This is a genomic window from Melissospora conviva (assembly GCF_049523535.1).
Taxonomy (GTDB): Bacteria; Actinomycetota; Actinomycetes; order Mycobacteriales; family Micromonosporaceae; genus Melissospora; species Melissospora conviva.
On sequence record NZ_JBLLDT010000001.1, the window covers coordinates 952,094 to 977,763 of the forward strand.

The 25,670-nt window shown below is 72.7% G+C and carries 27 protein-coding genes; 21 read left to right on the forward strand and 6 right to left on the reverse strand.

Annotated elements, in window-relative coordinates:
• Nucleotides 1-40: 40 nt before the first annotated feature.
• The 5 genes from ACK8GG_RS04685 (at nt 41) to ACK8GG_RS04705 (ending at nt 5,085) form a co-directional block, all read left to right on the forward strand.
• Entirely contained in the window at nt 41-646 is a 606-nt protein-coding gene (locus ACK8GG_RS04685) for a TetR/AcrR family transcriptional regulator (RefSeq protein ID WP_440355612.1), read from the forward strand.
• 17 nt (nt 647-663) lie between these two features.
• Entirely contained in the window at nt 664-2,223 is a 1,560-nt protein-coding gene (locus ACK8GG_RS04690) for an MDR family MFS transporter (RefSeq protein WP_440355613.1), read from the forward strand.
• Nucleotides 2,224-2,334: 111 nt separating this feature from the next.
• Nucleotides 2,335-2,889, forward strand: a complete 555-nt coding sequence (locus ACK8GG_RS04695) for a hypothetical protein (RefSeq protein ID WP_440355614.1) — start codon at nt 2,335-2,337, stop codon at nt 2,887-2,889.
• Nucleotides 2,890-3,016: 127 nt separating this feature from the next.
• The gene (locus ACK8GG_RS04700; protein ID WP_440355615.1) at nt 3,017-4,255 is read left to right on the forward strand and encodes a cytochrome P450; all 1,239 of its coding nucleotides are present in this window, start codon (nt 3,017-3,019) and stop codon (nt 4,253-4,255) included.
• A gap of 41 nt (nt 4,256-4,296) precedes the next feature.
• A complete protein-coding gene (locus ACK8GG_RS04705) occupies nt 4,297-5,085 on the forward strand; it encodes an SDR family NAD(P)-dependent oxidoreductase (protein WP_440353967.1) in 789 nt (262 codons plus the stop codon).
• A 117-nt stretch (nt 5,086-5,202) separates the two neighbouring features.
• On the opposite strand, the gene ACK8GG_RS04710 is transcribed toward ACK8GG_RS04705, so the two are convergent.
• The gene (locus ACK8GG_RS04710) at nt 5,203-5,775 is read right to left on the reverse strand and encodes a hemerythrin domain-containing protein (protein ID WP_440348051.1); all 573 of its coding nucleotides are present in this window, start codon (nt 5,773-5,775) and stop codon (nt 5,203-5,205) included.
• A 153-nt stretch (nt 5,776-5,928) separates the two neighbouring features.
• On the opposite strand from ACK8GG_RS04710, the gene ACK8GG_RS04715 reads away from it, so the two are divergent.
• Nucleotides 5,929-6,810: an RNA methyltransferase gene (locus ACK8GG_RS04715; RefSeq protein ID WP_440355616.1), complete on the forward strand. Its 882-nt coding sequence runs from the start codon at nt 5,929-5,931 to the stop codon at nt 6,808-6,810.
• 4 nt (nt 6,811-6,814) lie between these two features.
• Here ACK8GG_RS04715 and ACK8GG_RS04720 read toward each other — a convergent pair whose 3' ends face one another.
• Entirely contained in the window at nt 6,815-8,482 is a 1,668-nt protein-coding gene (locus ACK8GG_RS04720) for an LLM class flavin-dependent oxidoreductase (RefSeq protein WP_440355617.1), read from the reverse strand.
• A gap of 100 nt (nt 8,483-8,582) precedes the next feature.
• On the opposite strand from ACK8GG_RS04720, the gene ACK8GG_RS04725 reads away from it, so the two are divergent.
• From ACK8GG_RS04725 to ACK8GG_RS04755, 7 genes are all read left to right on the forward strand, one after another.
• The gene (locus tag ACK8GG_RS04725; protein WP_440355618.1) at nt 8,583-9,119 is read left to right on the forward strand and encodes a MarR family winged helix-turn-helix transcriptional regulator; all 537 of its coding nucleotides are present in this window, start codon (nt 8,583-8,585) and stop codon (nt 9,117-9,119) included.
• 48 nt (nt 9,120-9,167) lie between these two features.
• Complete coding sequence (locus ACK8GG_RS04730) at nt 9,168-9,635, forward strand: hypothetical protein (RefSeq protein ID WP_440348047.1); 468 nt, start codon at nt 9,168-9,170, stop codon at nt 9,633-9,635.
• Nucleotides 9,636-9,712: 77 nt separating this feature from the next.
• The gene (locus ACK8GG_RS04735) at nt 9,713-9,952 is read left to right on the forward strand and encodes a hypothetical protein (RefSeq protein ID WP_440355619.1); all 240 of its coding nucleotides are present in this window, start codon (nt 9,713-9,715) and stop codon (nt 9,950-9,952) included.
• Nucleotides 9,953-10,170: 218 nt separating this feature from the next.
• Nucleotides 10,171-11,538 carry an MFS transporter gene (locus tag ACK8GG_RS04740; protein WP_440355686.1) on the forward strand — a complete coding sequence of 456 codons (1,368 nt, stop codon included), beginning with the start codon at nt 10,171-10,173 and terminating at the stop codon, nt 11,536-11,538.
• Nucleotides 11,539-11,562: 24 nt separating this feature from the next.
• On the forward strand, nt 11,563-11,796 hold the full coding sequence (locus ACK8GG_RS04745; protein ID WP_440348045.1) for a zinc-ribbon domain-containing protein: 234 nt from the start codon (nt 11,563-11,565) through the stop codon (nt 11,794-11,796).
• 76 nt (nt 11,797-11,872) lie between these two features.
• Entirely contained in the window at nt 11,873-12,949 is a 1,077-nt protein-coding gene (locus tag ACK8GG_RS04750) for a hypothetical protein (RefSeq protein ID WP_440355620.1), read from the forward strand.
• Nucleotides 12,946-14,415 (forward strand): hypothetical protein, encoded by a 1,470-nt coding sequence (locus ACK8GG_RS04755; protein ID WP_440355621.1) that lies wholly within the window; start codon nt 12,946-12,948, stop codon nt 14,413-14,415. The genes ACK8GG_RS04750 and ACK8GG_RS04755 overlap by 4 nt, the downstream gene beginning before the upstream one ends.
• Nucleotides 14,416-14,421: 6 nt before the next feature.
• Here the strand turns inward: ACK8GG_RS04755 and ACK8GG_RS04760 are convergent, their stop codons facing one another.
• Nucleotides 14,422-14,733 (reverse strand): type II toxin-antitoxin system PemK/MazF family toxin, encoded by a 312-nt coding sequence (locus ACK8GG_RS04760; RefSeq protein WP_440348042.1) that lies wholly within the window; start codon nt 14,731-14,733, stop codon nt 14,422-14,424.
• 229 nt (nt 14,734-14,962) lie between these two features.
• Here ACK8GG_RS04760 and ACK8GG_RS04765 point away from each other — a divergent pair, with 229 nt between their 5' ends.
• The 3 genes from ACK8GG_RS04765 to ACK8GG_RS04775 all read left to right on the forward strand — a co-directional run bounded on the left by ACK8GG_RS04765 (nt 14,963) and on the right by ACK8GG_RS04775 (nt 19,579).
• Nucleotides 14,963-17,278 carry a putative bifunctional diguanylate cyclase/phosphodiesterase gene (locus ACK8GG_RS04765; RefSeq protein ID WP_440355622.1) on the forward strand — a complete coding sequence of 772 codons (2,316 nt, stop codon included), beginning with the start codon at nt 14,963-14,965 and terminating at the stop codon, nt 17,276-17,278.
• A gap of 50 nt (nt 17,279-17,328) precedes the next feature.
• Entirely contained in the window at nt 17,329-18,087 is a 759-nt protein-coding gene (locus ACK8GG_RS04770) for a MerR family transcriptional regulator (RefSeq protein ID WP_440355623.1), read from the forward strand.
• Between the two features lie 157 nt (nt 18,088-18,244).
• Nucleotides 18,245-19,579, forward strand: a complete 1,335-nt coding sequence (locus ACK8GG_RS04775; protein ID WP_440355624.1) for an AAA family ATPase — start codon at nt 18,245-18,247, stop codon at nt 19,577-19,579.
• Nucleotides 19,580-19,642: 63 nt separating this feature from the next.
• On the opposite strand, the gene ACK8GG_RS04780 is transcribed toward ACK8GG_RS04775, so the two are convergent.
• Entirely contained in the window at nt 19,643-20,185 is a 543-nt protein-coding gene (locus tag ACK8GG_RS04780) for a flavoprotein (RefSeq protein WP_440355625.1), read from the reverse strand.
• A 212-nt stretch (nt 20,186-20,397) separates the two neighbouring features.
• Between ACK8GG_RS04780 and ACK8GG_RS04785 the strand changes: the two genes are divergently transcribed.
• Genes ACK8GG_RS04785 through ACK8GG_RS04795 form a run of 3 tightly spaced genes read left to right on the forward strand, consistent with a single transcriptional unit; the run spans nt 20,398 to nt 21,893 of the window.
• On the forward strand, nt 20,398-20,973 hold the full coding sequence (locus ACK8GG_RS04785) for an Rv0361 family membrane protein (RefSeq protein WP_440355626.1): 576 nt from the start codon (nt 20,398-20,400) through the stop codon (nt 20,971-20,973).
• Nucleotides 20,974-21,027: 54 nt separating this feature from the next.
• Complete coding sequence (locus ACK8GG_RS04790; RefSeq protein ID WP_440355627.1) at nt 21,028-21,525, forward strand: Rv0361 family membrane protein; 498 nt, start codon at nt 21,028-21,030, stop codon at nt 21,523-21,525.
• Entirely contained in the window at nt 21,522-21,893 is a 372-nt protein-coding gene (locus tag ACK8GG_RS04795; RefSeq protein ID WP_440355628.1) for a cupin domain-containing protein, read from the forward strand. The genes ACK8GG_RS04790 and ACK8GG_RS04795 overlap by 4 nt, the downstream gene beginning before the upstream one ends.
• 10 nt (nt 21,894-21,903) lie before the next feature.
• On the opposite strand, the gene ACK8GG_RS04800 is transcribed toward ACK8GG_RS04795, so the two are convergent.
• Nucleotides 21,904-22,248 carry an Atu4866 domain-containing protein gene (locus ACK8GG_RS04800; protein ID WP_440348035.1) on the reverse strand — a complete coding sequence of 115 codons (345 nt, stop codon included), beginning with the start codon at nt 22,246-22,248 and terminating at the stop codon, nt 21,904-21,906.
• Between the two features lie 129 nt (nt 22,249-22,377).
• Between ACK8GG_RS04800 and ACK8GG_RS04805 the strand changes: the two genes are divergently transcribed.
• Both ACK8GG_RS04805 and ACK8GG_RS04810 read left to right on the forward strand, forming a co-directional pair.
• Nucleotides 22,378-23,298: a TIGR03619 family F420-dependent LLM class oxidoreductase gene (locus tag ACK8GG_RS04805; protein WP_440355629.1), complete on the forward strand. Its 921-nt coding sequence runs from the start codon at nt 22,378-22,380 to the stop codon at nt 23,296-23,298.
• Nucleotides 23,299-23,398: 100 nt separating this feature from the next.
• Nucleotides 23,399-24,232, forward strand: coding sequence for a hypothetical protein (locus tag ACK8GG_RS04810; RefSeq protein ID WP_440355630.1), 834 nt, complete (start codon nt 23,399-23,401; stop codon nt 24,230-24,232).
• 99 nt (nt 24,233-24,331) lie between these two features.
• On the opposite strand, the gene ACK8GG_RS04815 is transcribed toward ACK8GG_RS04810, so the two are convergent.
• The gene (locus tag ACK8GG_RS04815; RefSeq protein WP_440355631.1) at nt 24,332-25,564 is read right to left on the reverse strand and encodes a serine hydrolase domain-containing protein; all 1,233 of its coding nucleotides are present in this window, start codon (nt 25,562-25,564) and stop codon (nt 24,332-24,334) included.
• Nucleotides 25,565-25,670: the final 106 nt, after the last annotated feature.

The following is a 25,670-nucleotide window of genomic DNA, read 5'->3' on the forward strand; positions in this document are numbered from 1 at the left end:
ACGCCTTGCGTCAAGCGTGCATGGGTGCAAGTCTGCACTCGTGCAAGATGGATCTCAGGGGCTGCGGGAGAAGAACCGGGCGCGCACCACCCGCGAACTTCACGAGGCGGCCGCCGCGCTGGTGCTCGAACAGGGATTGTCGGGCGCGACGGTGGAGGCGATCGCCGACCGCGCCGGCGTCTCCCGCCGTACGTTCTTCAACTACTTCGCCTCCAAGGAGGACGCGGTCCTCGGCGCCTGCCCGCCTGCGCTGCCGGAGGTGGAACTCACCCGTTTCCTCGCCGACGAGACCGACCGGTTCACCCGTACGGTGCGGCTCATCGTGGCGATCCTGCGCAGCAGCTTCGTCGACGGCGCCACCTACGAGCGGCGCCGGCTGCTGACCCACCGCTGCCCGGAGCTGCGTGAGCGGCTCAGCGAGCACATCCTCGCCGTCGAGAAGCTGATCCGTACGGCGCTCGACCGGCGCGCGGACGCCGGGACGGCCGCCGAGTCCGCCGACTCCACCCGGGCGCTGCTGATGCTCGCCGCCACCGTGCTGCGCTTCGTCTACAGCCGCGACCCGGAAGCGATGGAGACCGACCCCGAGGCCGCGGTCGACTCCGCCATCTCGATCTTCAAGAACGCTCTGGAGGACATCTCGTGACCGCCGCGACTGCGACCGTGACCGAACAAAAGGGTCCGGACCGCGGACTTCAACTGCTCTTCGCGGGCCTCATGGTCACGATGCTGCTGGCCTCGCTGAACCAGACCATCCTGTCGACGGCGCTGCCGACGGTGGTCGGCGAGCTCAACGGCGTCGACCAGATGCCCTGGGTCATCACCTCGTACATCCTGGCCTCGACGATCACCATGCCGGTCTACGGCAAGATCAGCGACCTCTTCGGACGCAAGCCGGTCCTCATCGCCGCCATCATCACCTTCCTGGCCGGCTCGGTGATCTGTGCACTGACCGGTGACGTCACGTGGCTGATCGTCGGCCGGGTCGTGCAGGGCCTCGGCGGCGGCGGTCTGATGATCCTCTCCCAGGCCGCGATCGCCGACGTCGTCCCGCCCCGGGAGCGGGGCAGGTACATGGGGGTGATGGGGGCGGTCTTCGCCGTCTCCTCGATCGCCGGACCGCTGCTGGGCGGCTGGTTCACCGAGGGCCCCGGCTGGCGCTGGACCTTCTGGATCAACCTGCCCCTCGGTCTGCTGGCGATCCTCGCCGCGTTCTTCTTCCTCAAACTTCCCGCCCGGCCCGACCGGGAACGCCCGCGCCTGGACTATCCCGGCATGGCCCTGATCGCCGCGGCCACCACCGCGCTGGTCCTCGTCGGCACCTGGGGCGGCTCGGAGTACGCCTGGACCTCCCCGACGATCCTCGGGCTCGCCGCGGCCGCGGTCGTGCTCGGCGTGGCCTTCGTCTACGTCGAGTCGCGGGCCGCCGAGCCGATCATCCCGCTCGGCCTCTTCCGCGACCGGAACTTCACCCTCGCCACCGCCGCCGGCCTCTGTGTGGGGATCATGATGTTCGGCACCATCGGCTACATGCCGACGTACCTGCAGATGGTCACCGGCGTCAGCGCCACCAACGCCGGCATGCTGATGATCCCGGCGATGGGCGGCATGCTGGTGGCCTCCACAGTGGCCGGCCGGCTCGTCTCCCGCACGGGCCGCTACAAGCTCTCACCGCTGCTCGGCGTGCTCGTCATGGGAACCAGCCTCCTGCTGCTGGCGAGCCTGCGGGTCGACACCGCACTCCCCGTCGTCTGCGCCTACCTCGGCGTCTTCGGTGTCGGCCTCGGCATGTCGATGCAGATCCTGACCCTGATCGTGCAGAACTCCTTCCCCAACTCCCAGGTCGGCACCGCCACCGCCGCCACCAACTACTTTCGGCAGGTCGGCGCCACCCTCGGCTCCGCGGTGGTGGGCTCCATCTTCGCCACCCGGCTCACCGCGCTGATCACCGAACGCATCCCGGCCGCGAGCGAACGCCTCGGTGGTCTGAACTCGTTCACTCCGGCGCTGGTGGGCGGGCTGCCCGACGAGCTCCGGCTGCCGATCATCACCTCCTACAACGAGGCGTTGCTGCCGATCTTCGGCTTCATGGTCCCGCTCGCCGTCCTGGCCGCCGTGCTCCTCGCCTACCTCCGCGAGAAGCCGCTGGCGACCACGCTCGACGACGGCCCCGCCGCCCCGGCCGCCGGCGGGCCGTCGATGCCGGTCGCCGGCGCCGCCTGAGCGGGCCGGCTTCTGCCGGGCGGACGAAGTCATTTCATGCTGCCGTCGGCGGCTGCGAAGTTGATAGATTCGTAGCCGTCCGGATGCCGGTCGAGAACCGAGGGGTGCACAGTGTCGGCGGAGGTGTGGCTCTACACGCTGCTGTGGGCGGTCCTGCTGATCGCGGCGGCCATCGCCGGTCGCCGGCTCGCCAACCAGCTCACGGTCACGCCGCTGGCTGTCGCCTCGACCGCGGTCGCCCTCACCCTGCTGATCGGGCTGCTCGGCGGCACCGTCGTCGAGGCCGCGGTGGCGACGCTGCTCTGGGGCGGGCTGATGGTCGGGGCGACCGTCCTGGTCACCCGCCTCGGGCCCCTCCCCGGTGCGACTGTCGCCGGCTTCGGTGGGCTGATCGCCGTGCAGGCCGCCGTGGTGGCCTTCGTGCTGGTCCGGTTCAGCGCCGAAGAGGCCCCCCGGGCGTACGCGCTGCACTGGCTGCCGGCGGTGCTCAACGGCGCCATCAGGGACGTGGGGGAGCCGGCGGGGCTCGACGAGTCGCCCTTCGGCGCGCAGCTCACCGCCGAGGCCGGCCTGCTCTTCGGCCTCCTGGTGCTGGCGACCGGTTTCGTCCTCGCCTTCGCCGCCCGCCGGCGCGCCTCCGCGTTCATCTCCCGCTCCGCGCACTGACCCCGGCTGCGTCGATGCCTCGGTTCCGCCGGCGAGCCCGGCGCGGGCCGCACGGCCGCGGGGCCGAGTTGCCGGCGCGGCCGATCAGGGCGGTTTGAGCGCCGCCGACCTGGGCAAGCCCGCGGATATGACTTCGCGTGCCGCTCCCGTGCTCGACAACACCCTGCGCCTCGCCATCGAGGGCTACGGCTGGCTGCCGAATCTGCGCCGACACCGGGGCGTGCGGACCGTGGCCACCCGGCTGGCCGGGATGCGGGCAACCGCGCTCTGCGGCCCGGAAGCCGCCGCCTTCTTCTACGACGAGGACCACGTACGCCGCCACGGTGCCCTCCCGGAGCCGATCCAGGCCACCCTCTTCGGCAAGGGCGCGGTGCACACCCTCGACGGGCTGAGCCACCGGCAGCGCAAGGAGGTCTTCTGGCCGCTGCTCGACGCTGCGGGCATCGCGCGACTGGTGGAGCTGACCAACGACTCCTGGGACACGACGGCGGCGACCTGGCCGCAGCGCGGGCCGGTGGTGCTCTTCGACGAGGCGAGCCGGATCATCGTGCGGGCCGTGTCGCGCTGGACCGGGCTGCCCCTCGACGAGGCGGAGGTCGCCTCCTTCGCCGCCGACATGGTGACCCTGGTCGACGGGTTCGCCACCGCCGGCCCACGCCACTGGCGGGCCCGGCGGGCCCGGCACCGCCGTGAGAAGTGGATCGCCGACCTCGTCGTACAAATCCGAAATGGCGAGGCGGCCGCCCCGGTCGGCTCGGTGCTGGAGCGGATCGTCGTGCACCGTGACGTCGACGGCGAGCTGCTCGACCCGCGGCTGGCCGCCGTGGAGCTGATCAACGTGATCCGGCCGACGGTCGCGGTGAGCTGGTTCGTCGCGTACGCGGCGCACGCCCTGCACCGCTGGCCGGCCAACCGCAAGCCGCTCGCCGAGGGCGACCGGGCCTACACCGAGGCGTTCGCCCACGAGGTCCGGCGGTTCTATCCGTTCGCCCCGTTCATCGGCGGCAAGGCGGTCCGCGACCTGGTCTGGGACGGTGTGGACATTCCCGAGGGGTCGATGGTGCTGCTGGACCTCTACGGCCAGAACCACGACCCCGAGGTCTGGACCGATCCGTACACCTTCGACCCGCAGCGCTTCATCGGGCGCGTGATCGGGGAGTACGAGCTGGTCCCGCAAGGTGGGGGCGATCCCCGCAGCGGGCACCGCTGTCCGGGCGAGCAGATCACCGTCGCGCTGCTGGAGGCGTTCAGTGTGCATCTGGCCCGGCTGGAGCACACCCTGCCGGAGCAGGACCTGAGCATTTCGCTGCAGCGGATCCCGGCGCGGGTCCGCAGCGGCGTCGTCATCGCCGTACCCGAAGGCTGAACCGCCGACAGGGAGCTGTCACCGTCGAGAAGGAGCTGGCCATGGCACAGCAGAAACCGCTCGCCGTCGTCACCGGAGCGTCCAGCGGCATCGGATACGAACTGGCCCGGGAGTTCGCCCGCAACGGGTTCGACCTGGTGGTGGCCGCCGAAAACGCCGGCATAGCGCGGGCGGCGCAGGACTTCGAGGGCCTCGGCGCACAGGTCGAACCGGTGCAGGTGGACCTGGCCGACTACGCCGGCGTGGAGCAGCTCTGGGGCCGGACCACCGCGCTGGGGCGCAGCGTCGACGCGGTCGCCGTCAACGCCGGCGTCGGGGTCAGCGGTGACTTCCCGAGCATCGAACTCGACAACGACCTCAAACTGATCGATTTGAACGTGCGCTCGGCGGTGCACCTGGCCAAGCGGGCCTCCCGGCAGATGGTCGACCAGGGCCGGGGGCGGATCCTGTTCACGTCGTCGATCGCGGCCACGCAGCCGGGGCCGTTCGAAGCGACGTACGCGGCCTCCAAGGCGTTCCTGCTGTCGTTCTCGGAGGCGCTGCGCAACGAACTGAAGGAGACCGGCGTGACGGTGACCGCGCTGATGCCCGGTCCGACCGACACGCGCTTCTTCGACCGGGCCGGGATGGGGGACACCAAGCTGGGTGTCGGACCCAAGGACGACCCGGCAGAGGTGGCACGGGACGGCTTCGAGGCGCTCATGAAGGGCAAGGACCACGTGGTGGCGGGCTCGATGCGCAACAAGGTCCTCGCCGGCTCGGCCAAGGCGGCGCCGGAGCACATCAAGGCCGAGCTGCACCGGCGGCTGTCCGAACCCGGCTCCGCCTGACCTGAGCCGCGCACGCCATCGCGGTAGCGCACTCACGCCATCGCTGTAGTACGCACCACAGCGATGGCGTGAGTGTTCTTACGACTGTTGTTTCCAGCGGGTAGCAAACCCGCCGGGTCAGGACTTCCGGTCCTGGGACTCCCGCCAGTCACGCATGCCGTCGCGCATCCGGTCGAAGAGCGCCATCGGCGGCCCGGCGATCAGGTTCGCCGCCATCGACTCGCCGGCGTTCGGGTGCGGGCGGGTCGGGGCCATCCGCTCGGCGAAGAGCACCGCCTCGGCCATCCGTTGCAGCTCCGGGGCGGAGAGGCTGTGCCGCAGGCCGGGGAACTCGTCGGCCTCCTCATGACCGGCGTGCTCGATCACGGCGCTGGCGAAGTCGGCGAGGCGGGCGTCGAAGTCGGGGTGCTCGACCCCCATGTCGTAGAGGGCGGCCAGTTCCCGCTTCGCCTCACCCTCCTCGTGGAGGCGGGCGTCCACCACTTCCTTGCCGTGGTTGAGCTGCCGCCGGGCCGCCGGGTGCACCACGAGCTCCTCCGCCGTTTCGTGGGCCGCGAGCAGCCGTACGAGGTCCTGGAAGAGCTCCTGTTTCTGGGCGCCCTGGGCGGTGCGCAGCTGCTGGAACAGGCTCTTGATCCGGTTGTGCTGGTCGATCAGCAGGACAACCACGTCCTCCTGGGTCGTCGTCACGAGACCACCTCCTCTGTTGCCCTGATGCTAGGGGAGCCGATGCCCCAAAGCGGGGCAAAGCTCGCAAGTGCCCGCCGTCAAGCCGTCCGTCGCCCCCGGGCGGAGCTGGTAGTTTGCGATGGTTCATCAACCGGGCGGGCGAGAGGGGTGCGGGTGCCGAGGACCCTGCGGATCACCACCCGCAACGCGGCCTTCCAGCAGTGGCAGGCGCTGCTGACCAACCGCACCAAGCGGCAGCGCGCCGGGGAGTTCCTGGTGCAGGGCGTACGGCCGATCAGCCTCGCGGTCGAACACGGCTGGACGATCCGCACCCTGCTGCACCTCGACGGGGCGCCGCGGTCGCGCTGGGCCGCCCAGCTGCGCGAGCAGGTGGCGGCCGACCGGGTGGCGCTGGCCCCGGAACTGATGAGTGAGCTGGCCGGCAAGGACGAGGAGCCGGCGGAGCTGCTGGCCGTGGTGGAGCTGCCACCGGACCGGCTGGAGCGCATCCCGGTCGGCCCGGATCTGCTGGTGGTGGTCTTCGACCGGCCGGCCGTCCCGGGAAACATCGGCACGCTGGTGCGCTCCGCCGACGCCTTCGGGGCGGCCGGGCTGATCGTGGTCGGGCACGCCGCCGACCCGTACGACCCGAAGGCGGTACGGGCCAGCACGGGTTCGCTCTTCGCCCTGCCGGTGGTACGGGTCCCCAGCCACCGTGAGGTGCTCGACTGGGCGGCCGGCCTGCGGACCCGGCAGGTGCCGGTGCAGCTGGTCGGCACCGACGAGGCGGGTGAGGTGGACGTCGCCGCGCACGACCTGAGTGGACCGACACTGGTGCTGATCGGCAACGAGACCCGTGGGCTCAGCGCCGCCTGGCGGCAGGCCGCCGACCGGATGCTGCGCATCCCGATGACCGGCGCCGCCAGCTCGCTCAACGCCGCCGGCGCCGGCACCGTCGTGCTCTACGAGGCGGCCCGCCAGCGGTCCCGGCCCCAGCCGGCGCCGAGCCCGGCCCAGCGCGCCAGTGACCCGGAGCTCCCCGCGCAGCTGCGCTGAGCGGTCAGCCTCCGTAGCCGAAGCGGGCCAGCGGCTCGACCAGTTCCCGCTCCTCGTAGGCCAGATGCGACAGCAGCGTGTCGGTAAGCAGGTTGACGGCCTGCTCCAGCTTCTTGCCGCCGTCGGGTTCGCTGACAAAGCTGATCAGCGCCCGGTCCACGTCCTCGATGACGTCGTGGATGACCCGGTGCTCGGCCTCCAGCCGGTCGATCACCGGCGTCAGCCGGCCGTCGGCCCGCCGCAGGTGCGGGAACATGCCGCTGTCCTCGAGCGTGTGGTGGACGGTGACCGTACGGCAGTAGGTGGCGCAGTAGGCGCCGAGCGTCCAGCTGTTCTGCCGCATGGTCATGGTGTTGAGGTGGCCGCGTGCCGCGCCGGGGCCCATCGTGCCGTCGAGGACCTGGTCGACGATTGAGCGGACCTCGCGCAGTTCGGCGCGGAGGTGGTCGTGGACGTCGACCAGATGCCGCCCGGAGGCCTGCTCGTGCGGGGTGTAGCTGCGGTCCGGGTCGGGGGCGGGGCCGCTCGGCCGGCTGCTCTCGTCCCACGGCTGCACGTCACTGAGCCGGTTGCCGTCGTCCGGGGTGGGCTGCACGGCGAGCGGACCGGCGCTCGGCGCGCTCCGGCGGGCCGGCCGTGCCGGCACCCCGCCGCCGGTCACCGAGGGGCGGCCGGTTTCCGGCTCGTCGGCGCCGTCGGTTTCAGTCCCCTCAGCGGGGCCGTCGGCGGCCGGCGTGCCGGTTCCGCGAGGGCCACCGGCGCCGGTCCCGCCGCCCGGCGCGGTCCCGCTCCGGCCGGCGGCGACGAGTTCACGGACGGCCGGGGCGACCTCGCCGGCGAAGCGTTCGATGTCGCGGGGGTCGTCGGAGGCCAGGATGTAGATGCTCACGCCCTGGTCGAGGGTGAGCTCGGCGAGCTGCTCCGCCCAGAGGCGCGGCGGCCCGTTCAGGAAGCCGTCGCCGGGGCCGTCGAAGGAGCCCATCAGGTTGTAGAGCCGCCGCACGTCACCGGGCTGCCGGCCTGCCGCCGCCGCGGCCTCGTCGATGATCGCGTTCGAGGCGGGCAGCTGCTCCGGGGGGACGTAGGCGCTGCTCGGCAGCCAGCCGTCGGCGAGGCGGCCGGTCAGCCGCAGCATCCGTGGTTTGATCGCGCCGAGCCAGATCGGGACCTCGTGGGCGGGCACCGGTCCGGCGTGGGCGCCGCTGATCCGGTAGTGGGCGCCGTCGACGCGTACCGACCGGCCCTGGGCACCCCAGATGCCGCGGATGACGCCGATCGCCTCCTCGAGCGCGGCGACGGCCTCGCCGGGGGCGAGCTTCCGGCCGCCGTACGCGCCGATGGCGTCCCAGAAGCCTCCCGCGCCGAGGCCGAGTGCGGCACGGCCGCCGCTGAGGATGTCGAGGCTGGCGACGCTCTTGGCGAGCACGGCAGGCGGGCGCAGCGGCAGGTTCGCCACGTTCGGCGACAGCCGCACCCGGGAGGTCTTTCCGGCGAGCACCGACAGCAGGGTCCAGGCGTCGAGGAAGCGGGCCTGGTAGGGGTGGTCCTGGATGGTGACCAGGTCCAGCCCGGCCGCCTCGGTCAGCTGCGCCAGCGCCACCACCCGGTCGGCGTGCGCGGCGTCGGGAGTCAGGAAGGTGCCGAAGGTCAGTTCGTGTCCGTAGTCGCCCATGTCCCCGCTCCTCCATTTATGTGTACCGTCAACAGTCTGCCACACAGACGAATGGTTGAGTAGATGATCGGCAGGACCGCGCGTGGCGTACGCTGGGATCATGTCCGAGGTCACCGCCGCGTCCGCCGCAGCCCCGCTCGCCGACGACCTCGGCTGGGGGCTCGGGGTGCTCTTCCGGGCGTACCTGAAAACCCTCGACACGCTCCTGGGCGACCTCCCCGGAGGTGTCCGCGGCTGGCAGGTGCTCTCCGCCGCCGCCACGACCGAGGCGAGCGGGCAGGGGGCGCTCGCCGCCCGGCTCGGCATCGACCGGACCGTGATGACCTACCTCGTCGACGACCTCGAACGCGCCGGACTGGTCCAGCGCCACCCCGACCCGGCCGACCGGCGGCACAAGCGGGTCGTCGCCACCGAACTCGGCCGCCGGACCGTCGTCGCGCACCGCAAGCGGCTCGCCGAAGCCGAAGAGCACCTGCTCACACCGCTGCCCGCCGCCGACCGCGGACGCTTCCGGCAGCTGCTCGCCGCCCTGGCGCAGCACGCCGACCGGCACGACCCCGTGCGAGACACCTGCCAGATCGTCACCGAGGTCGCCGCCGGCCACGAGGCGCCACCGGTGCGCCGCCGCCGGCGGTGACTGTGCGGAACGGCTGAGCCGCCGCGTCGGGTTCCCTACGCTTGCCCCATGGAGAGCGACACGCTCCGCCGGGCGTACGACCTGCTGTTCGCCGAGATCGACGCGGGCGGGTTCGCCGCTGCGCCGCCCGGCGACGGTCACCTCAGCGCCGAGGAGATCGTCGCCCACCTCGTGATCAACGACGAGCTGATGATCGAGGCGAGTGAGGCGGTGCTGGTCGGCTCCAACTGGGCCGACTACGACCTGGACGCCGTGCACCGGCCGCAACTGGCCGAGATGGTGCGGCGCTGCGCAGGCTTCCCCGGCCTGACGACGGCCTTTCACGCCACCAGTGACCGGCTCTGCTCCCTGGCCACCTGTCTCGGTGCGGCGGCCGGCACGCCGGTGCACACCCACCTGGAGGAAGGGCTGGAGCTGAGCGTCGACGAGGCGCTGCCCTGGGGGCGGGTGCTGGACCTGCACGGCCGGGTCCACCTGCCGATGCACCTGGCGCAACTGCGCGCCCTGCGTCCCTGATCAACCCGACGGACGAATAATCAGATTCGTCTACGTCGACAGGTGCAAAGTGCGGGGCGGATGGGTAGGAGCGGCGAGTGTTCGCCGTTGACGCCGCGTCTGTGCCCACCGTGATCCGGTTCCTCTGCCGCCTGATCGGCCGGGAACTGGACGACTCCGCCCTGGACGTTCCCCCGGCCGTGTGCCCGAAACCCCGTCCGGCGCCGTCCGCCGAGAACCGCGACGGCGACTGTGTGCCGCCCCGGCGCCGTCGACGCCGCCGGGCCCGCACAGCCACCCGCTCGCCCCGCAACCGCAGCACCCCGCTGCGCCGGTGACCACCACCCGTCGTACGCCGCACCGGCGTGGCCGGGATGCCTCGGTGGTCGGCGCCGAGGCCGGCGGGCTCGCGCCGCCGCAGGTCAGGGGCGGCACACCCGGCTGACCCGGCCCGGGGTGGGCGGTGGACGACCGCTAGGTTCGGCGGGTGCTAAACGGCGGCAGGACACCTCGGCGGGTACGCAGCGGCGACAGGACAGCGGGACACCCGGCCGCGGTGCTGGCCGCCGTGCTGCTCGCCACCATCGCGTTGCCGATCACGCTGACCGGGGCGTCGGTCGCGCTGCCGCGCATCGGCGCCGACCTCGACGCCGACCTGGCGGCCGTGCAGTGGGTGGTGAACGGTTACAACGCCACCTTCGCCAGCTTCATGCTGGCCGCGGGTTCCCTCGCCGACGTGCTGGGCCGTCGCCGGGTCTTCGCCACCGGCATGGCGATCTTCACCGTCGGCGGGTTGGCGAGCGCCTTCGCCGGCGACATCGTGCTGCTGGACGCGTTGCGGGCCCTGGCCGGCATCGGCGCCGCGGCCGGTGCGACCGGAGCGTCGGCGCTGCTCGCCCAGACCTTCCACGGGCGGGCGCGGGCCCGGGCGTTCGGGCTCTTCGGGGTCGCGCTCGGGGTGGGGCTCGCGTTCGGCCCCTCGATCGCCGGCGCGCTGATCGAGCTCTTCGGCTGGCGCGCGGTCTTCGTCGCCCCGGCGGTGGTCGGCGCGGTGGTGCTGCTGCTGGTGCCGCTGCTGCCGTCCGGGCGCGGTGAGCAGACCGGACGACTCGACTGGGCCGGCGCCGCGACCTTCACCGGCGCGCTGCTGCTGGTGATCTTCGCCTTTGTGCAGGGACCGGACTTCGGCTGGGGGCATCCGCTGATCCTGGCCGCCTTCGTCGCCGCGGTCGCCCTGCTCGGGCTCTTCGTGCGGGTGGAACGCCGACACCCGGCGCCGATGTTCGACCTGGCGCTGCTGGCGAGCCCCCGCTTCCGCGGCGTCTGCCTGGCGGCCGCCATCATCGTGATGGTGCTGGTGCCGCTGCTGGTCTACCTGCCGTCGTACTTCACCACCGTGCTCGGCATGAGCGCCGGTGGCGCCGGCGCGACCCTGATCCTGCTGACCGCCCCCACCCTGGTGCTGCCGCTGGTCACCGGAATGATCACCCGGCGGGGCGTCTCGCCGTACGCCGTGGTTGTCGTCTCGGTGGCCGTGGTGGCCGCCGGCGTGGCCTGGCTGACCACCATCGGCCCGGACAGCACCGCGGCCACGCTCGCCGCTCCGCTGCTGACCGTGGGCACCGGGGTCGGCATCTCCATCGGACTGCTCGACGCGCTCGCCGTCGGCAGCGTCGATCCCGCCCGGGCCGGCATCGCCTCCGGCATGGTCAACACCGCGCGGGTGGCGGGGGAGACGGTGGCGATCGCCGTGGTCGGCTCGGTGCTGGCCACCACCACGGCGGGCCGGCTCGCCGATCCCGGTTTCACCGGCGGGCTGCACGCGGTCCTCTGGACGATGGCCGGGGCGGCGGCGCTCTGCGCGATCAGCGCCGCCTCGCTCACCCGGTCCCGGCCGGTGCCGGTTTCGGCAAGCGTGGGCTGAGCGCGGACCGGGTATCAAGGCGGCATGTTCTTCATCTTCGGATTGCGGACCTCGGTGGACCGGCTCGGCGTGACCCACGAGCCGTGCCCCAACTGCCGGCAGTCCGCCGCGCAGGTCGTCACCCGGCACCGGACCCGGTTCACGCTCTTCTTCGTTCCGTTGATTCCGATCCGCACCCGCCACCAGCAGCAGTGCACCTGGTGCGGCGCGGCCTACGACCGCGCCGCACCGCAACCCGGCACCCTGGTCGCCGGCTGACCCCTCGGGCGACCTGCCGCACCTCAAACCGTGTCGTGCGGCGCCACGGGCAGGGACGGCATATCGTGGGGCGATCATGACCACCACCGAGGAACGGCTCGCCCGCATCCGCGGCCCGGTGCCCGCGCAGCGGCACAACGCGCGCACGATCGCGGCGCTGACCGGAAATCCCGGCTGCACCCGCCGCACGGTGCTCGACGGCGCCGGGATCGACAAGACCGCGATCGCGGAACGGATCGGCTTCCCCGCCCGTTTCGGCCAGTCCCGCTTCGCCATCACCCGCGGCAACGCCTTCGAGGCCCGGGTCAAGGCCGACGACGGCGCCGAACTGCTGCGGCTGCTCGCCGAACGGCTCGGCGTGCCGGCGCCGCAGGCCACCTACACCGACCTCGGGGCCGGCGACGGCGACCGGGTCGCCCGCTCGGCCGATGTGCTCCAGAACGCCGCCGCCGGTGACGACGCGGCGCTCTTCGACCACCCGCTGCTCACCCTCGACGTCGCCGGCCAGCGGGTGCGCCTGGAGCCGGACCTGGTCGCCGCCCGCCTCGGCGGCCGGTTCCACGTGGTCGAGATCAAGTCCTTCCCGGTGATCGACGGCGGGGCGGACGCCGCGAAGGTCTCCGCCGCCGCGGTCCAGTCGGCCGTCTACGTGCTGGCGATGCGGCAACTGCTCACCGCCGCCGGCCACGACCCGGAGACCGTCTCGCACGAGGTGGTCCTGGTCTGCCCCCGCGACTTCTCCAACCAGCCGGTGGCGAGCCTCGTCGACGTCCGCCGGCAGATGCTGGCGCTGCGCCGCCAGCTCGACCGGATGGCCCGCCTCGACGACCTGCTCACCGGGCTGCCGGCGCAGCTGCGCCTCGACCCGTCCGACCCGCCGGAGACGCTGCGCGCCGCCCTGGCCCAGACCGAGGCCCGGTACGCCCCGGACTGCCTGGCCACCTGCGAGCTGGCATTCCACTGCCGCAACGAGGCGCACGGGCAGACATCCGCGCTCGGGCGCACCGTCCGGGAGGCCCTCGGCGGCATCGACTCCGCCGACACGGTGCTCGCCCTCGCCGCCGGCGAGGCGACGCCCGAACCGGAGCAGACCGAGGTCGCCCGGCTGCTGCGCACCGCTGCCGAACTGCGCGCCGAGGCGCTGAGTTCATGAGCATGCTGCGGGCGCTCGCCCGCGTGCAGGCCCTGGCGGCCGGCCGTGCCCAGCCGATCGCCACCGTGCGCCACCTGCACCTGGCCGACCCTCCGCTGGTGCTGGTGCCGCTGACCCTCGCCGGCGAGGCGAACGCGCCGCTGGCGCTGCTCGCCGGCACCGACCCGGCCACCCCGCGGCTGCTGGTGGTGCCGCAGCCACGCAACCGCGACCTGCGTACCGCCTTCCACCTCGAACTCGCCGAGATCCTGCTGCCCTATCTGGAGGCCCACCGCTCGGTCACCGAGGCCGTCGCGACCGACCGGGGCCGCGACGTGCGGCACCGCTACGCCGACGCCCCGCAGATCCTGCTCCCCAACAGTGCCGGCATCACCTTTCTGCGGCTGCTCGGCCGGGCCACCCGCTTCGCCGAGACCGAGGGCGAGTACGCCGTGCCGGCCGTGGTGCCGCTGCTCGGGCGCTGGCTGACCTTCCTCGCCGAGCGGGCCGAGCACCCGGGTTCGGCGCTGACCGTGGCGCTGACCGAGGCGCTCGGCCTGCACTGGGCGACCGGTCAGAGCAATGTGGAGGATCAGCACCTGCCCGCCCTGCTCGCCTGGATCGACCCGCCCGCCGGCACGCCCGGCGACGTCGCGGCCCGCGCCGCCGAGTTCGCCCCACCGGCCGGCCCGGCCACCGACCCGGAGTTCGACAACGAGGTGCTCGCCCCGCTGATCACCGCCTACGAGGAAGCCGGCGAGGACCCGCAGGCCCGCCAGGAGGCGTACGACCGGCTCGCCGTCGCGCTGCGTGGCCAGCTGGCGGGGACCTGGGAGCTCATGTGGCGCGGGGTGGCGCTGCTACGGGCGCTGCCCGAAGGCGCCCGGGCGCCGGGGCGCTGGGACGGCGACAAGGACGCCTTCACCGCGTACGCCGAGCACGTCGACGAGGGCGGGGCACCGCAGCCGCGCCGGGACGGGGCGGTCGCCGCGGCGGGCCGGCTGCACCGGCTGGAGCGTGCCCTGCAGTCGTACGCCGTGCAGCGCGCCTACGACGATCCGCTGGTGCTGGCCGAGTACCGGCTCGCCGGTGAGGCGTTCGCCGGTGAGGTGACAATGGCGGACCCGGCCCGGATCGACGACACCGGCAAGCGGCCGGTGCTGCGCCCCCGCATCATGGTTGTCACCGCCGACGCGGTGACACTGCAGCCGGGGGCGAAGGTGCAGAGCCCCGTCCGCCCGGCCCAGTCCGCGAAGGTCGTCTTTGTGACCCGGCTCGACGACGGGCGGACCCAGCTGGTGCTGGAGCTGGTCAGCGGCATGGGACGGGGGCTGACCGCGGCGCCGGGGAGCGTCCCGCAGGTGGGGGAGCGGCTCACCTACACCACCCTGTCGGACGCCTACCTGCCGTCGCCGGCCCTGCCCGAGCCGGACCGGACACCGTGGACCCACGGCGGCCCGCCACCGGACCGGGAACCGGCCGGTTAGCGCCGGCTACACCTCGAAGAAGTCCCGCAGCGCCTTCTCCAACCGGGCCATGCTCGTCCCGGTGACCATTCCGACGCGGACCGCTCCGGGCAGGCGCGGAATGCGACGCATCCGGTTGACGACCACCACCCCGGAGAGCGGGTCGGCCTCGTGCAGCGCCACGGCGAAGGGCGGCAGGTCCGGGCCGCGCTGACGCACGATCGGCGCACAGAACGGGACCGCGCCGCTGCGTTCGTTGTGGGCGTCGCTGGAGAGCACGACCACCCGGTGCCGTAGGTCCCCGGGGCCGCCGACCGTCCAGATCTCGCCCCGCTTCACGCCGGGTCGGCCAGGTCCGACCGGTGCCTTGCCGCCATGCGCCCGATGTTACCGCCATCGCCGCCGTCCGCCCGCCGGTGGCGGCAGCCGCCGCGCACGGCATTCCTGATCAACGGCGTCTGTGCTAGCTTGCCGTCCGCCGACGAAGGCCGCGGCGGGTGCCCAGCAAGCGGCGCGGGCCGCCGAGCGTCCTTGGTGCCGGGACGTGCGATGAGGGGAGCGAGCCGACGTGTCGCTGCCGGGTGCCGCCCCCGGAGGGTCGCTCCTGCGCGCGGCCGCACCCGCCCCGGGGCGCGGGCTGCGCTCCTGGACGGCGCTGGCCCTCTGCGCCGCCGTGATCGTCGGGGAGCTGCTCTGGTTCCTGCTGGACCTGCCCCGCCGGGCGCTGGTCAGCGACGCCGCCGCGACCGTTGTCGCCGGGATCGCCGCCGCCTACTGCCTGCGGGTCGCCCGCCGGCACCCGAGCGCCCTGCGGACGTTCTGGCGGCTGCTGGCGGTGACCATGGCACTCGCCGCCGCCGGCCGTGCCATCTGGACCGTCGCCCGGCTCACCGGTGACGGGCTGCCCCATACGCCGCTGATCGCCACCATCTTCATCGCCGGCATCTGCGCCGGCACCGGCGCCCTGCTGAGCTTCCTCTCCGCACCCGACTCGGCGATCGGCCGGACCCGGATCCTGCTCGACGGGGTGATCGTCGCGCTGGCGCTGGTGCCGATCTCCTGGCTGATCGCGCTCCGCGACGTCACCGGGTCGTCGCTGGCCGATCCGCTGCGCTCGCTGGCGCTGGTCTATCCGATGCTGGACCTGGTGCAGCTCACCGTCCTGGTGGCGATCAGCAGCGGATCGCGGGTGCGCTGGCCGGCGCTGAGCCTGATCGGGGCGAGTCTCGCCGTCCGGGCCCTGGCCGACACCGTCTACGTCTCGCTCAACGTCCGGGACGACTACGTCGCCGGCCACCTCATCGACGTCTGCTGGCCGCTCAGCTACCTGCTGATCGCCGTCGCCACCCGCTACCCGGCGCCGGTGCGGCTCGACGACGCCGACGACAACGTCGAGCGGCTGCTGGCGGCGAGGTGGCGCACGGCCGTGCCGTACCTGCTGGTGGGCGGCTCGATCGTGGCGACCCTGGTGGCGCGGCAGGTCGCCGGGAGCAGTCCGGCGATCGTCTTCTGGTCGAGCCTGGGGCTGCTGGCCGCGCTGGCGATCCGGCAGAGGCTCGTCGCCCGGGAGAACCGCCAGCTAGCCGCCCGGATGCGGGGCCTGGCCCACCAGGATCCGCTCACCGGGCTGCCGAACCGGCTCGCGTTCAACCGGGAGCTGCAGCGCCACGTACGGCATCGTCGGCCGGTGACCGTGCTCCTCCTCGACCTGGACGGGTTCAAGCAGGTCAACGACCGCTTCGGGCACGCCACCGGCGATCAGTTGCTGACCGCGGTCGCGGAACGCATGCGGCACGCCCTCGACGGCGAAGGGGTGCTGGCCCGCGTCGGCGGGGACGAGTTCGCGGTGCTCGTCGACGGCGTACGGGAACACGACCCGGAGCTGATCGCCCGGCGGCTGCTCGCCGCGCTCGGACCGGCCGGACCCGACGACGACATCGCCGGCCACTGCACGGCCAGCATCGGCATCGCCGCGTACGGCCCGCAGCACTCCGGCCAGGCGGACCTGCTGCGCGACGCCGACATCGCGATGTACGCGGCGAAGGAGGCGGGCAAGTCGGCGTACCGGGTCTGCACGCCGGCGCTGCGCCGGCAGGCGGTGTCGCGGGCCGAGCTGATCGCCGACCTGCGCCGGGCGCTGGCCGAGGGTGGCCAGCTGGAGCTGGCGTACCAGCCGATCGTGGCTGTCGGCACCGGTGCGATGAGTGGCGCGGAAGCCCTGGTGCGCTGGCGGCATCCCAGACACGGGCTGCTCGGGCCGGACCGTTTCCTGCCGCTGGCCGAGGAGATCGGGCTGATCGTCGCCGTTGACCGCTGGGTGCTGCGGGAGGCGTGCCGGGCGGCGGCCGGCTGGCAGGAGCTGGCCCCCGGGCTGACGGTGGCGGTCAACATCTCCCCGGCGAACCTGCGCCGTCCCGGCCTCGCCGCCGACGTCGCCGAGGTCGTCCGGGACACCGGGCTCGCGCCGGCGGCGCTGACGCTGGAGCTGACCGAGACGGCGCTGATCGACGGCACCGAGACGGTGCTGGAACGGCTGCGGCAGCTGCGCGCCACCGGTGTGCGCATCGCCATCGACGACTTCGGCACCGGCTACTCGTCGCTGAGTTACCTGCACCGCATCCCGGCGACCGAGTTGAAGATCGACCAGTCGTTCGTGGCCCGGCTCGGCGGCGCGGATCCGCAGGCGTACGCGACGGTGGCCATGGTCAGCAAGCTCGCCGCCGCCTTCGACCTGGTGGTGGTCGCCGAGGGGGTGGAGACCGAGGAGCAGCACCGGGCGGTGGCCGAGATCGGCTGCCCGCACGGTCAGGGCTACCGGTACGGCCGCCCCGCCACTCTCGCGCAGTTGCGCAGCTCGCTGCGGACCGCTCAGGCGTCGGCTTGACTCTGACGTAACGGCAGGGGCGAGCCTGGTCCGCGGAAGGGAGAGAACCCATGGACCACCCGGTGGGGGAGGTGGCGCGGCTGGCGGGAGTCACCGTGCGAACCCTGCATCACTACGACGAGATCGGGCTGCTCTCGCCGCGCGGACGTACGCACGCAGGTTACCGCCGGTACGACGACGCGGACCTGGCGCGGTTGCAGCAGATTCTCTTCTACCGGGAGCTGGGGTTCTCACTGGAGGAGATCGCGGCGATCCTCGACGATCCGGCCGCCGACGCCACGGCGCACCTGCGCCGGCAGCACGAGCTGCTGACGGCGCGGATCAGCCGGTTGCAGGAGATGGCCGCCGCGGTCGAACTCGCATTGGAGGCGGAGAAGATGGGCATGTCACTCACTCCCGAGGAGCGGTTCGATGTCTTCGGCGACCAGGACCCGCAGCAGTACGCCGAGGAGACGAAGCAGCGCTGGGGCGGCACCGACGCGTACCGGGAGTCGGCGCGGCGCGCCGGGCAGCACAGCAAGGAGGACTGGCTGCGGATCAAGGCCGAGAACGAGGATTGGAACCGCCGGTTCACCGAGGTGATGGCCGCGGGTGCGCCGGCCGGCGGCCCGGCGGCGATGGCGCTCGCCGAGGAGCACCGGCAGCACATCTGCCGCTGGTTCTACGACTGCTCGTACGAGATGCACACCGCGCTGGCCGACATGTACCTCGCCGACGCGCGCTTCACCGAGACGTACGAGAAGATCCGGCCGGGGATGGCGGCGTACCTGGCGGAGGCGATCCACGCGAACGCCATCACCGGCTCCTGACGGCTGATGCGCGGCGGCCGTGCGGGCTGCCCGCCCGCACGGCGCGCGTCGCCTCCCGGCTCGCCGGGCGGGGGCGCGGGGAACTACGCGGGAAGCGCCCGCGTCCCGGTGTCGGCGGCGCCCGGTAGGGTCGCCGCAGTTGTGGGGAGGTGGGCGCGTGTCAGTGGGGCTTGAGCTGCCGCCGGGGGTGCGGGCCGAGCGGGTGATCACCGCTGTCCTGGCCGACCTGCACTCCGGCGCGCACCGGGGCGTGGTCGTCGACTCGCCACCGGGGGCCGGCAAGTCGACGCTGGTGGTGCGCGCCGCGATCGAACTGGCTGCCGCCGGCGAGCCGCTGATCATCATCGCGCAGACCAACGAGCAGGTCGACGACCTGATCGACCGGCTCGCCCGCGACGCGCCCGAGCTGCGGATCGGGCGCCTCTCCGCGGGCACCTACACCCCCTCGGAGCGGGTGGCGCGGTATTCGACGGTCCGGGTCGCCGCCAAGGTCGCCGAGCTCGACGGGCCGGCGATCATCATCGGTACGGCCGCGAAGTGGGCGACGGTCACCGAGGGATCCTGGCCGTGGGCGATCGTCGACGAGGCGTACCAGATGCGTTCCGACGCCCTGCTGCGCGTGGCCGGCCGCTTCGACCGGGCGCTCTTCGTCGGCGATCCCGGCCAGCTCGATCCTTTCTCCACCGTGGAGACCGAGCGGTGGACGGGTCTGACCTGGGATCCGATGCAGTCGGCGGTGGCGACGCTGCTGCGGCACAATCCGCAGCTTCCGGTGCACCGGCTGCCGGTCTCGTGGCGGCTGCCCGCCTCGGCCGCCCCGGTGGTCGCCGAGGCGTTCTACCCGTTCACCGGGTTCCAGGCGGGCACGACGGCGGCGCAGCGGGCGCTGTCCTTCGACGCCCCGGGGGAGGGCAGCCCCGCCGACGAGGCGGTGGAGCTGGCCGCGGCGACCGGCTGGGCGCTCTACGAACTGCCGGCCCGGCACACCGTGCGCACCGACACCGAGGCGGCGAAGGCATGTGCGGACCTCGCCCTGCGGGCGCTGCGCCGCGGCGCGGTGGCGACCTCGGAGCGGGAGCCACAGGGCGCGCCGGTCACCGCCGACCGGATCGCCATCGGCGCGGCCCACCGCGATCAGGTCGCGGCGATCCGGGCCCGGCTCGGCGACGCGGGGGCCGGCATCACCGTCGACACCGCCAACCGGTTGCAGGGCCGCGAGTACGACCTGACGATCGTGCTGCACCCGCTCTCCGGCCGGCGGGACGCGACCGCGTTCCATTTGGAATCGGGGCGGCTCTGCGTGCTCGCCTCCCGGCACCGACACGCCTGCGTCGTCGTCGCCCGCGCCGGCATCGACGAACTGCTCGACGCCTACCCCTCCACCGAACCGGTACGGCTCAACGTGCCGGTCAAGTTCCCCGACGGCTGGGCGGCCAACCAGGCGGTGCTGGACCACCTGCACCGGCGGCGGGTCGCCGGCTCACCCGGCTGATTCCCGGCGGCGGTCAGCGGCCGGGGCACGGCCTGCACGATCACCCCTGCACCGCCCGTTCCTTCACCCCTGCCGAGTCCCGTGCAGCGGTCGGAGTGACTCCTGCACGCTCGCCCAGGGCAGGCGGTCGCCGCTGGCGGCCTTCTGTAGCCCGTCGATGCCGGGAAAGCTCACCCCCGCCGCGTGCAGCAGCGCCACGTGCTGGGCGTACGCCGGATGCGATGTCAGGGTCGACCGGGCGTACGGGTAGACGATCATCGGCAGGCGCTGGCCGAGCGACTCGTTGAGGATGCCGAGGGCGTAGTTGTCGTTGTTGCCCACCGCCCACTTGTTGATGGTGTTGAAGGTGGCCGGGGCGACCAGCACCGCGTCGGCATCGGGCAGCAGTCGCGGGTCCTGTGGTTTGCGCCAGTCGGCGCGTACCGGGTAGCCGGTCTGTTCGGCCAGGGCGGCGACGTCGATCCAGGTCGCGGTGGTCGGGGTGGGGATGAGGCAGACGGTCCAGCCGTCGTCCTGCAGCAGGGCGATGGTCTCGCCGATGGTCAGCGCCGGTGGTGCGGCACAGGCCACCAGGTAGAGCACCGGACGTCCGGTCTTGTCGGCCACGGTCGCCTCCTCTCTTCCCCTTCTCCTCAGCCTAGGAAGAGTCGCAAGATCAAGCCCTGGCTTGCGGTCATGCGCCGATTGCGGCGATCGCCGGTGCTTGTCCGGATCCGTGCCGGCTGCCTCGGCAGCGTCCGGCCTGCGTCCGGCAGTGGTACGTCCGGTGACAGGCGGCGGCTCTTGGTGGTGGCACCCGGGGCCTATGATCCGTGACCGTGACGAACCCCCCGTACCCGCCGCAGCAGCCCTCCGGCTACCCCCAGCAGCCCGGGTATCCCCAGCAGCCCGGATATCCACAGCAGCAGCCCGGGTACCCGCAGGCTGCCGGGCAGCCGGGGCAGTGGCCCGCGGCGCCCTCGGTGCCGCAGCCGCCGAAGAAGAGCAGGACCACCCGCAACGTGCTGATCATCGTCGCGGTGGTGCTCGCGCTCTGCTGTGCCGGCGGCGGGATCGGCGGCTTCGTCCTCTACAAGGGAGTCGACGGCGCGACCCGGGGGGTGGCCGACGGGGCCAGTGCCTACCTGGACGACCTGCGCGACGGCAACTACCGGGGCGCCTACGCGCGGCTCTGCAACGCCCAGAAGGCGGGCGTCAGCGAGAGCGCCTTCGTGGGAGTCAAGGAGCGTCAGCCCAGAATCGTCGAGTACACGATCGACGGTCGCCGGGTGAGCAGCAACAACGGCGTCAACACCGGGTCTGTCACCATCACGCTGACCTTCGACAACGGCAAGAAGAACTCCGAGACCCTGCAGATGGCCTACGAGAACGGGCAGTGGCGGGTCTGCTCGTAACCGGCGCGCCGCCTCGCATTGGTCCTGACGTGATGCGCCAATACGATCTTGACCGTGGCCAATCCCTTTCACCCGCCCCCGCACCCCTCCGGGTATCCGCCCCAGCAGCCCGCGGCGTACCCGCCGCAACCGGCGCCGGGAAACAACAAGACTCTGGCGAACGTCCTGATCGTCGTCGGCGTGCTGCTCGGGCTCTGCTGTGCCGGCGGCGCGACCAGGGTGTTCTTTACGGTCAGGGACGCCGACAACGCAACCCGGGAGGTGAGCGAGGCGGCCGACGGCTATCTGCGGGACCTGCTCGACGGCCGTTACCGGGAGGCGTACGCCCGGCTCTGCAGCCAGCGGCAGGTGGAGGTCGGCGAGAACGGCTTCGCGGTGGCGCAGTCCGGGCAGCAGATGACGAGTTACTCCATCGTCGGTCGCCAGGTGCAAGACCGCCATGGCGTCAGTACCGGATCCGTGCAGGTCGCCATCATCGGCATGGACGGCAAAATGATCAGCGACGACCTCGTGCTCGTGCGTGAGGACGGCGAGTGGCGGGTCTGCTCGTGAGTGGCGAACCGCTCGCCTCGCGGGTGGTCAACCCCGACGAGGTCGTTCTCACCGAACATCCCGCCATCGGCCGGTACGCCCACACCCACCTCGGGCGCACCCCCGCCGGCACCGATCTGGAGGTGGGGGTGCTGCACCTGAGCCCGGGAGCCCAGGCGCACCCGGTGCACACCCACGTCGAGGAGGAACTGATCACCGTCCTCGACGGCTGCGGCACGCTCCACCTCGACGGCACCGACCAGGAGGTACGCGCCGGAGCGATCACCTACATCGCCCCACACGTGCCGCACGTGCTGCGCAACACCAGCGCGGAGGTACTGACCTACCAGTGGGTCAAGTGGCGGGCGGGGTCGCCGCCGGCAGGGTGACCGGCGGCCCTCACCGCTGCCGGTAGAGGACGTGGCCGTCCCGGTGCAGTACGCCGTCGCGGAAGCTGCCGTACTCCCGGGTTCCGGTGTCGTCGACGTAGACGATGCGCTCGCCGCTGACCTCGTACCGGCCGGTCTGGGCCTTGACGCGGGCGCCGTGGCTCTCGGCGTAGCGGCCGTCGGTACGCAACTCCTGCCGGACCTTGCCGTCCGGAGTGGACCAGACACCGACGTACGGCTGGGGGCCGGCCCGGGTGTCACCACCACCGCCGAGCAGTGCCGTCGCGATACCGGCGGCGAGCATGCTCCAGAGGACGGCCCGGACCAGGCCGCCGTGGCGGTAGGTGATTTCCATGTGACCTATTGTTGATGATCTCGTGCCCCGATGCCAGACGTGCGGTGTTGCCGGCTTGAGTCGATCTTGTTGCGTTCACCCCATGGGAGAGCGCTCGCGCCACCGCGGCAGGCCGGTAGCGTGCCCCGCATGGAGATTGGATTCGCCCCGCCGGTCTCCGGGTCGTGGGCCACCCCGGAGAACATGCTGCGGATCGCCCGCCGCGCCGAAGAACTCGGCTACGGCTCACTGTGGACGTTTCAGCGGCTGCTCTCGCCGCCCGACGGCAACTGGGGCGAGATCTACCGCAGCGTGCAGGACCCGATGGTCACCCTCGGATTCCTCGCCGCCGCCACCGGGCGCATCCGCCTCGGCGTCTCCGTGCTCAACATCCCGTACGTCTCCCCGGTGGTGCTCGCCAAGCAGATCGCCACGGTCGACATCCTCTCCGGCGGCCGGCTCGACGTCGGCCTCGGCAACGGCTGGGCCGCCGAGGAGTTCGCCGCGACCGGCGCCGACCCACGCCGGCGCGGCCGGCAGGCCGACGAGGCGGTGCCGCTGCTGCGCCGCCTCCTCACCGACGAGGTGATCACCCACGACGGCGAGTTCTATCAGGTGCCCGCGATGCGGCTGGAGCCCAAGCCGGTGCAGCGTCCGGTGCCGATCCTGCTCGGCGGGGCCGCACCGGCCGCGCTGCGCCGCGTCGGCCGGCTCGGCGACGGCTGGGTCAGCAGCAGCCGGGCCGACCTGACCGCGATCGGCGACTCGATCCGGGCGATCAGGTCCGCTGCGGCCGAGGCCGGGCGGGACCCGGGGCGGTTGCGCTTCGTCTGCCGCGGCGCCGTCCGGATCGGTGCCACCGGCGCCGGGCCGCGCACCCCGCTGACCGGCACCGAGACCCAGATCAGGGCCGACTTCGACGCGCTCGCCGCCGAGGGCATGACCGAACTCTTCCTCGACCCGAACGTCGACCCGGAGATCGGCTCCCCGGACGCCGACCCGGTCGCGTCGCTGCGCCGGGCCGAGGAGTTGCTGGAGACGTTCGCCCCGGGCGCCCCCGCCGGCATCTGACCACGTGCCGCCGGCGCGTTGCCCGGCCCGCGTACCGTGCAGGGCGCGCAATCCCGCCGGTCATCGGCGGCTGACCGACCACCCCCGCAAGAGGAGCACGATGTCGATCGGTCCCAGCGGATCCTGGACACCCCCGCAGGGCGGGCGTCCGAGCCCGCCGGTGAGCACCTCCTGGCGGGTCCAGCACAGCCTCTGGCTGCTGGTGCCCTTCATCGGTTGCTGCTTCGGTGGTCTGGGGCTCGTCTACGTCGGCATCCGGGCCGGCCGGCCCGGATGGTGGGCCTCCGGAACCGTCTACACCGTGCTCACCTCGGTGGCCTTCTTCGGGGTTGCCGAGAGCGATCCCGACAGCGACCTGAGCCTTGCGCTGGTCTTCGTCCTGATCGCCTCCTGGGTCGTCACCATCGCGCACTCGTGCCTGGTCAACGCCGCCTGGCTGCGGTGGCGGGCGGCGCGTGAGTGGGCTCGGCCGCGGACCGGGCCCGGCTGGCCCACGTCGGTGTACTCGCCGGGGGCACTGCTGCCGGTGCAACCCACCCCGCACGGCCACTACCCGCCGACGCCGCTGAACACCACCACCCCGCCGGGACATCCGCCGGCAGCGCCCGGCTACCCCGCGCCGTCGGCCCCTGGCTACCCCGCGCCGTCGGCCCCTGGCTACCCCGCGCCGGCCGCCCCGGGTTATCCGCCGCCGGCCTTCGACCCGTACCGCGTGAACCCAGCGCGTCCGGAAGATGAGCAGGCCGAGAGTTACGGTCCCGCCTCCGACCCGTGGTCGACGCCCGCTGTCACAAGCGCTCCGCTGCCGGCCGATCCCACGGCTGCGCCACCGGTGCAGTCCAGCGGCATGACGCCACCGCCGTTTCCCCCGGTGGCCGGCGCGACCCCGCCGCCGTCCCCACCCGAATCCTCACCCGACTCCGCGCCCCGCTGACCCGCCGGCCCGACCGCCGTACGTCGCCGGCCCCGATCGGCCCACCGCCGTCCGCCCGCGCCTCGCCGAGGGGCGGGCGGTGTCGTCGTGACCGCGTTGTCAGTCGATCAGCGCCTGGTAGACGAGCTGCCGCAACTGCGGGCGCAGCGGGTAGGTGCTCGACGGCATGAGCTGGGTGAAGAAGAGTGCGGTGATCTCCTCCACCGGATCGACCCAGAACGCGGTGCTCGCCAGGCCACCCCAGTAGAACTCACCCGTGCTGCTCGGCACCCGGCTCAGCACCGGGTCCTCGATCACCGCGAAGCCGAGCCCGAAACCGACGCCCTCCAGCGTGGTCTCGGTGAAGCCGCCGACCGCCAGCTCCGGCAGGTACCGGCCGCCGGGGAGGTGGTTGCGGGTCATGAAGCGCAACGTGCGCGGCCCGAGCAGCCGTACGCCGTCAAGTTCGCCGCCGCGCAGCAGCATCTGGGTGAAGCGGTGGTAGTCGGCGGCGGTGGAGATCAGGCCACCGCCACCGGAGTGGAGGTCGGGCTCGTGCAGCGCCAAAGCCCCCATCCGGTCGTGCCGCAGCGCCTGCCCGGTCATCGGGTCCGGCACGTAGAGGGCGGCCAGCCGTCCCACGTCGTCGCCCTCGACCCGCCAGTGGGTGTCTGTCATGCCGAGCGGGCCGAGGATCCGGTCGGCGAAGAACCGGTCCAGCCGCTGCCCGGAGACGACCTCGACGAGCCGGCCGAGCACGTCGGTGGCGACCGAGTAGCCGAACCCGGTGCCCGGTTCGAAGAGCAGCGGGAAATTCGCCCACGCCGTGCAGGCGGCCGCCAGGTCGGTGCCGGGCGGGCCGAAGAGCTCATAGCCGGCCTGCCGGTAGAGCGCGTCGACGATCGTGTGCTGGTTGAAGCCGTACGTCAGGCCGGCGGTGTGCGTCAGCAGGTGCCAGATCCGGATCGGCTCGGTGGCCGGCGCCGTCACCGGGGCGAGGTTCGAGCCGCCGGTGAGCACCCGCATCTCGGCGAACTCCGGCAGCCAGCGGCTGAGCTCGTCGGTGAGCTGGAAGCGCCCCTCCTCCCACAGCATCATCGCCGCCACCGAGGTGATGGGCTTGGTCATCGAGTAGATGCGCCAGAGGGTGTCCGGCGTGACCGGCAGGTCGGCTTCCCGGTCCCGCAGGCCGTAACAGCTGGAGTGGGCGATCTCGCCCCGCCGGGTGACGACGACCTGCCAGCCGGCCAGCTGTCCGTTGTCGACGTACCGGGCGAAGTGGCGGTCGATGCGAGCCAGCCGATCAGGGGAGAAGCCGACCTGGGCCGCATCGACGGTCTGCGCGACGTTCATCCCTCGAATCTACTGGCCGATCCGACCGCGAGCGCCGCCGGACAATCCGGGGATTAGCACCTCCGCTGCCTCCCGGCGTCGCCGCCTCTGGAGCTTCCTGGTCAGG

What these genes read in the sequence shown, in the direction of transcription:
- ACK8GG_RS04700 (WP_440355615.1), top strand. Translation starts at nt 3,017, where the DNA reads ATGACTTCGCGTGCCGCTCCCGTGCTCGACAACACCCTGCGCCTCGCC.
- ACK8GG_RS04705 (WP_440353967.1), top strand. Translation starts at nt 4,297, where the DNA reads ATGGCACAGCAGAAACCGCTCGCCGTCGTCACCGGAGCGTCCAGCGGC.
- ACK8GG_RS04720 (WP_440355617.1), bottom strand. Translation starts at nt 8,482, where the DNA reads ATGGGCGACTACGGACACGAACTGACCTTCGGCACCTTCCTGACTCCC.
- ACK8GG_RS04725 (WP_440355618.1), top strand. Translation starts at nt 8,583, where the DNA reads ATGTCCGAGGTCACCGCCGCGTCCGCCGCAGCCCCGCTCGCCGACGAC.
- ACK8GG_RS04730 (WP_440348047.1), top strand. Translation starts at nt 9,168, where the DNA reads ATGGAGAGCGACACGCTCCGCCGGGCGTACGACCTGCTGTTCGCCGAG.
- ACK8GG_RS04745 (WP_440348045.1), top strand. Translation starts at nt 11,563, where the DNA reads ATGTTCTTCATCTTCGGATTGCGGACCTCGGTGGACCGGCTCGGCGTG.
- ACK8GG_RS04750 (WP_440355620.1), top strand. Translation starts at nt 11,873, where the DNA reads ATGACCACCACCGAGGAACGGCTCGCCCGCATCCGCGGCCCGGTGCCC.
- ACK8GG_RS04755 (WP_440355621.1), top strand. Translation starts at nt 12,946, where the DNA reads ATGAGCATGCTGCGGGCGCTCGCCCGCGTGCAGGCCCTGGCGGCCGGC.
- ACK8GG_RS04770 (WP_440355623.1), top strand. Translation starts at nt 17,329, where the DNA reads ATGGACCACCCGGTGGGGGAGGTGGCGCGGCTGGCGGGAGTCACCGTG.
- ACK8GG_RS04800 (WP_440348035.1), bottom strand. Translation starts at nt 22,248, where the DNA reads ATGGAAATCACCTACCGCCACGGCGGCCTGGTCCGGGCCGTCCTCTGG.
- ACK8GG_RS04805 (WP_440355629.1), top strand. Translation starts at nt 22,378, where the DNA reads ATGGAGATTGGATTCGCCCCGCCGGTCTCCGGGTCGTGGGCCACCCCG.
- ACK8GG_RS04810 (WP_440355630.1), top strand. Translation starts at nt 23,399, where the DNA reads ATGTCGATCGGTCCCAGCGGATCCTGGACACCCCCGCAGGGCGGGCGT.
- ACK8GG_RS04815 (WP_440355631.1), bottom strand. Translation starts at nt 25,564, where the DNA reads ATGAACGTCGCGCAGACCGTCGATGCGGCCCAGGTCGGCTTCTCCCCT.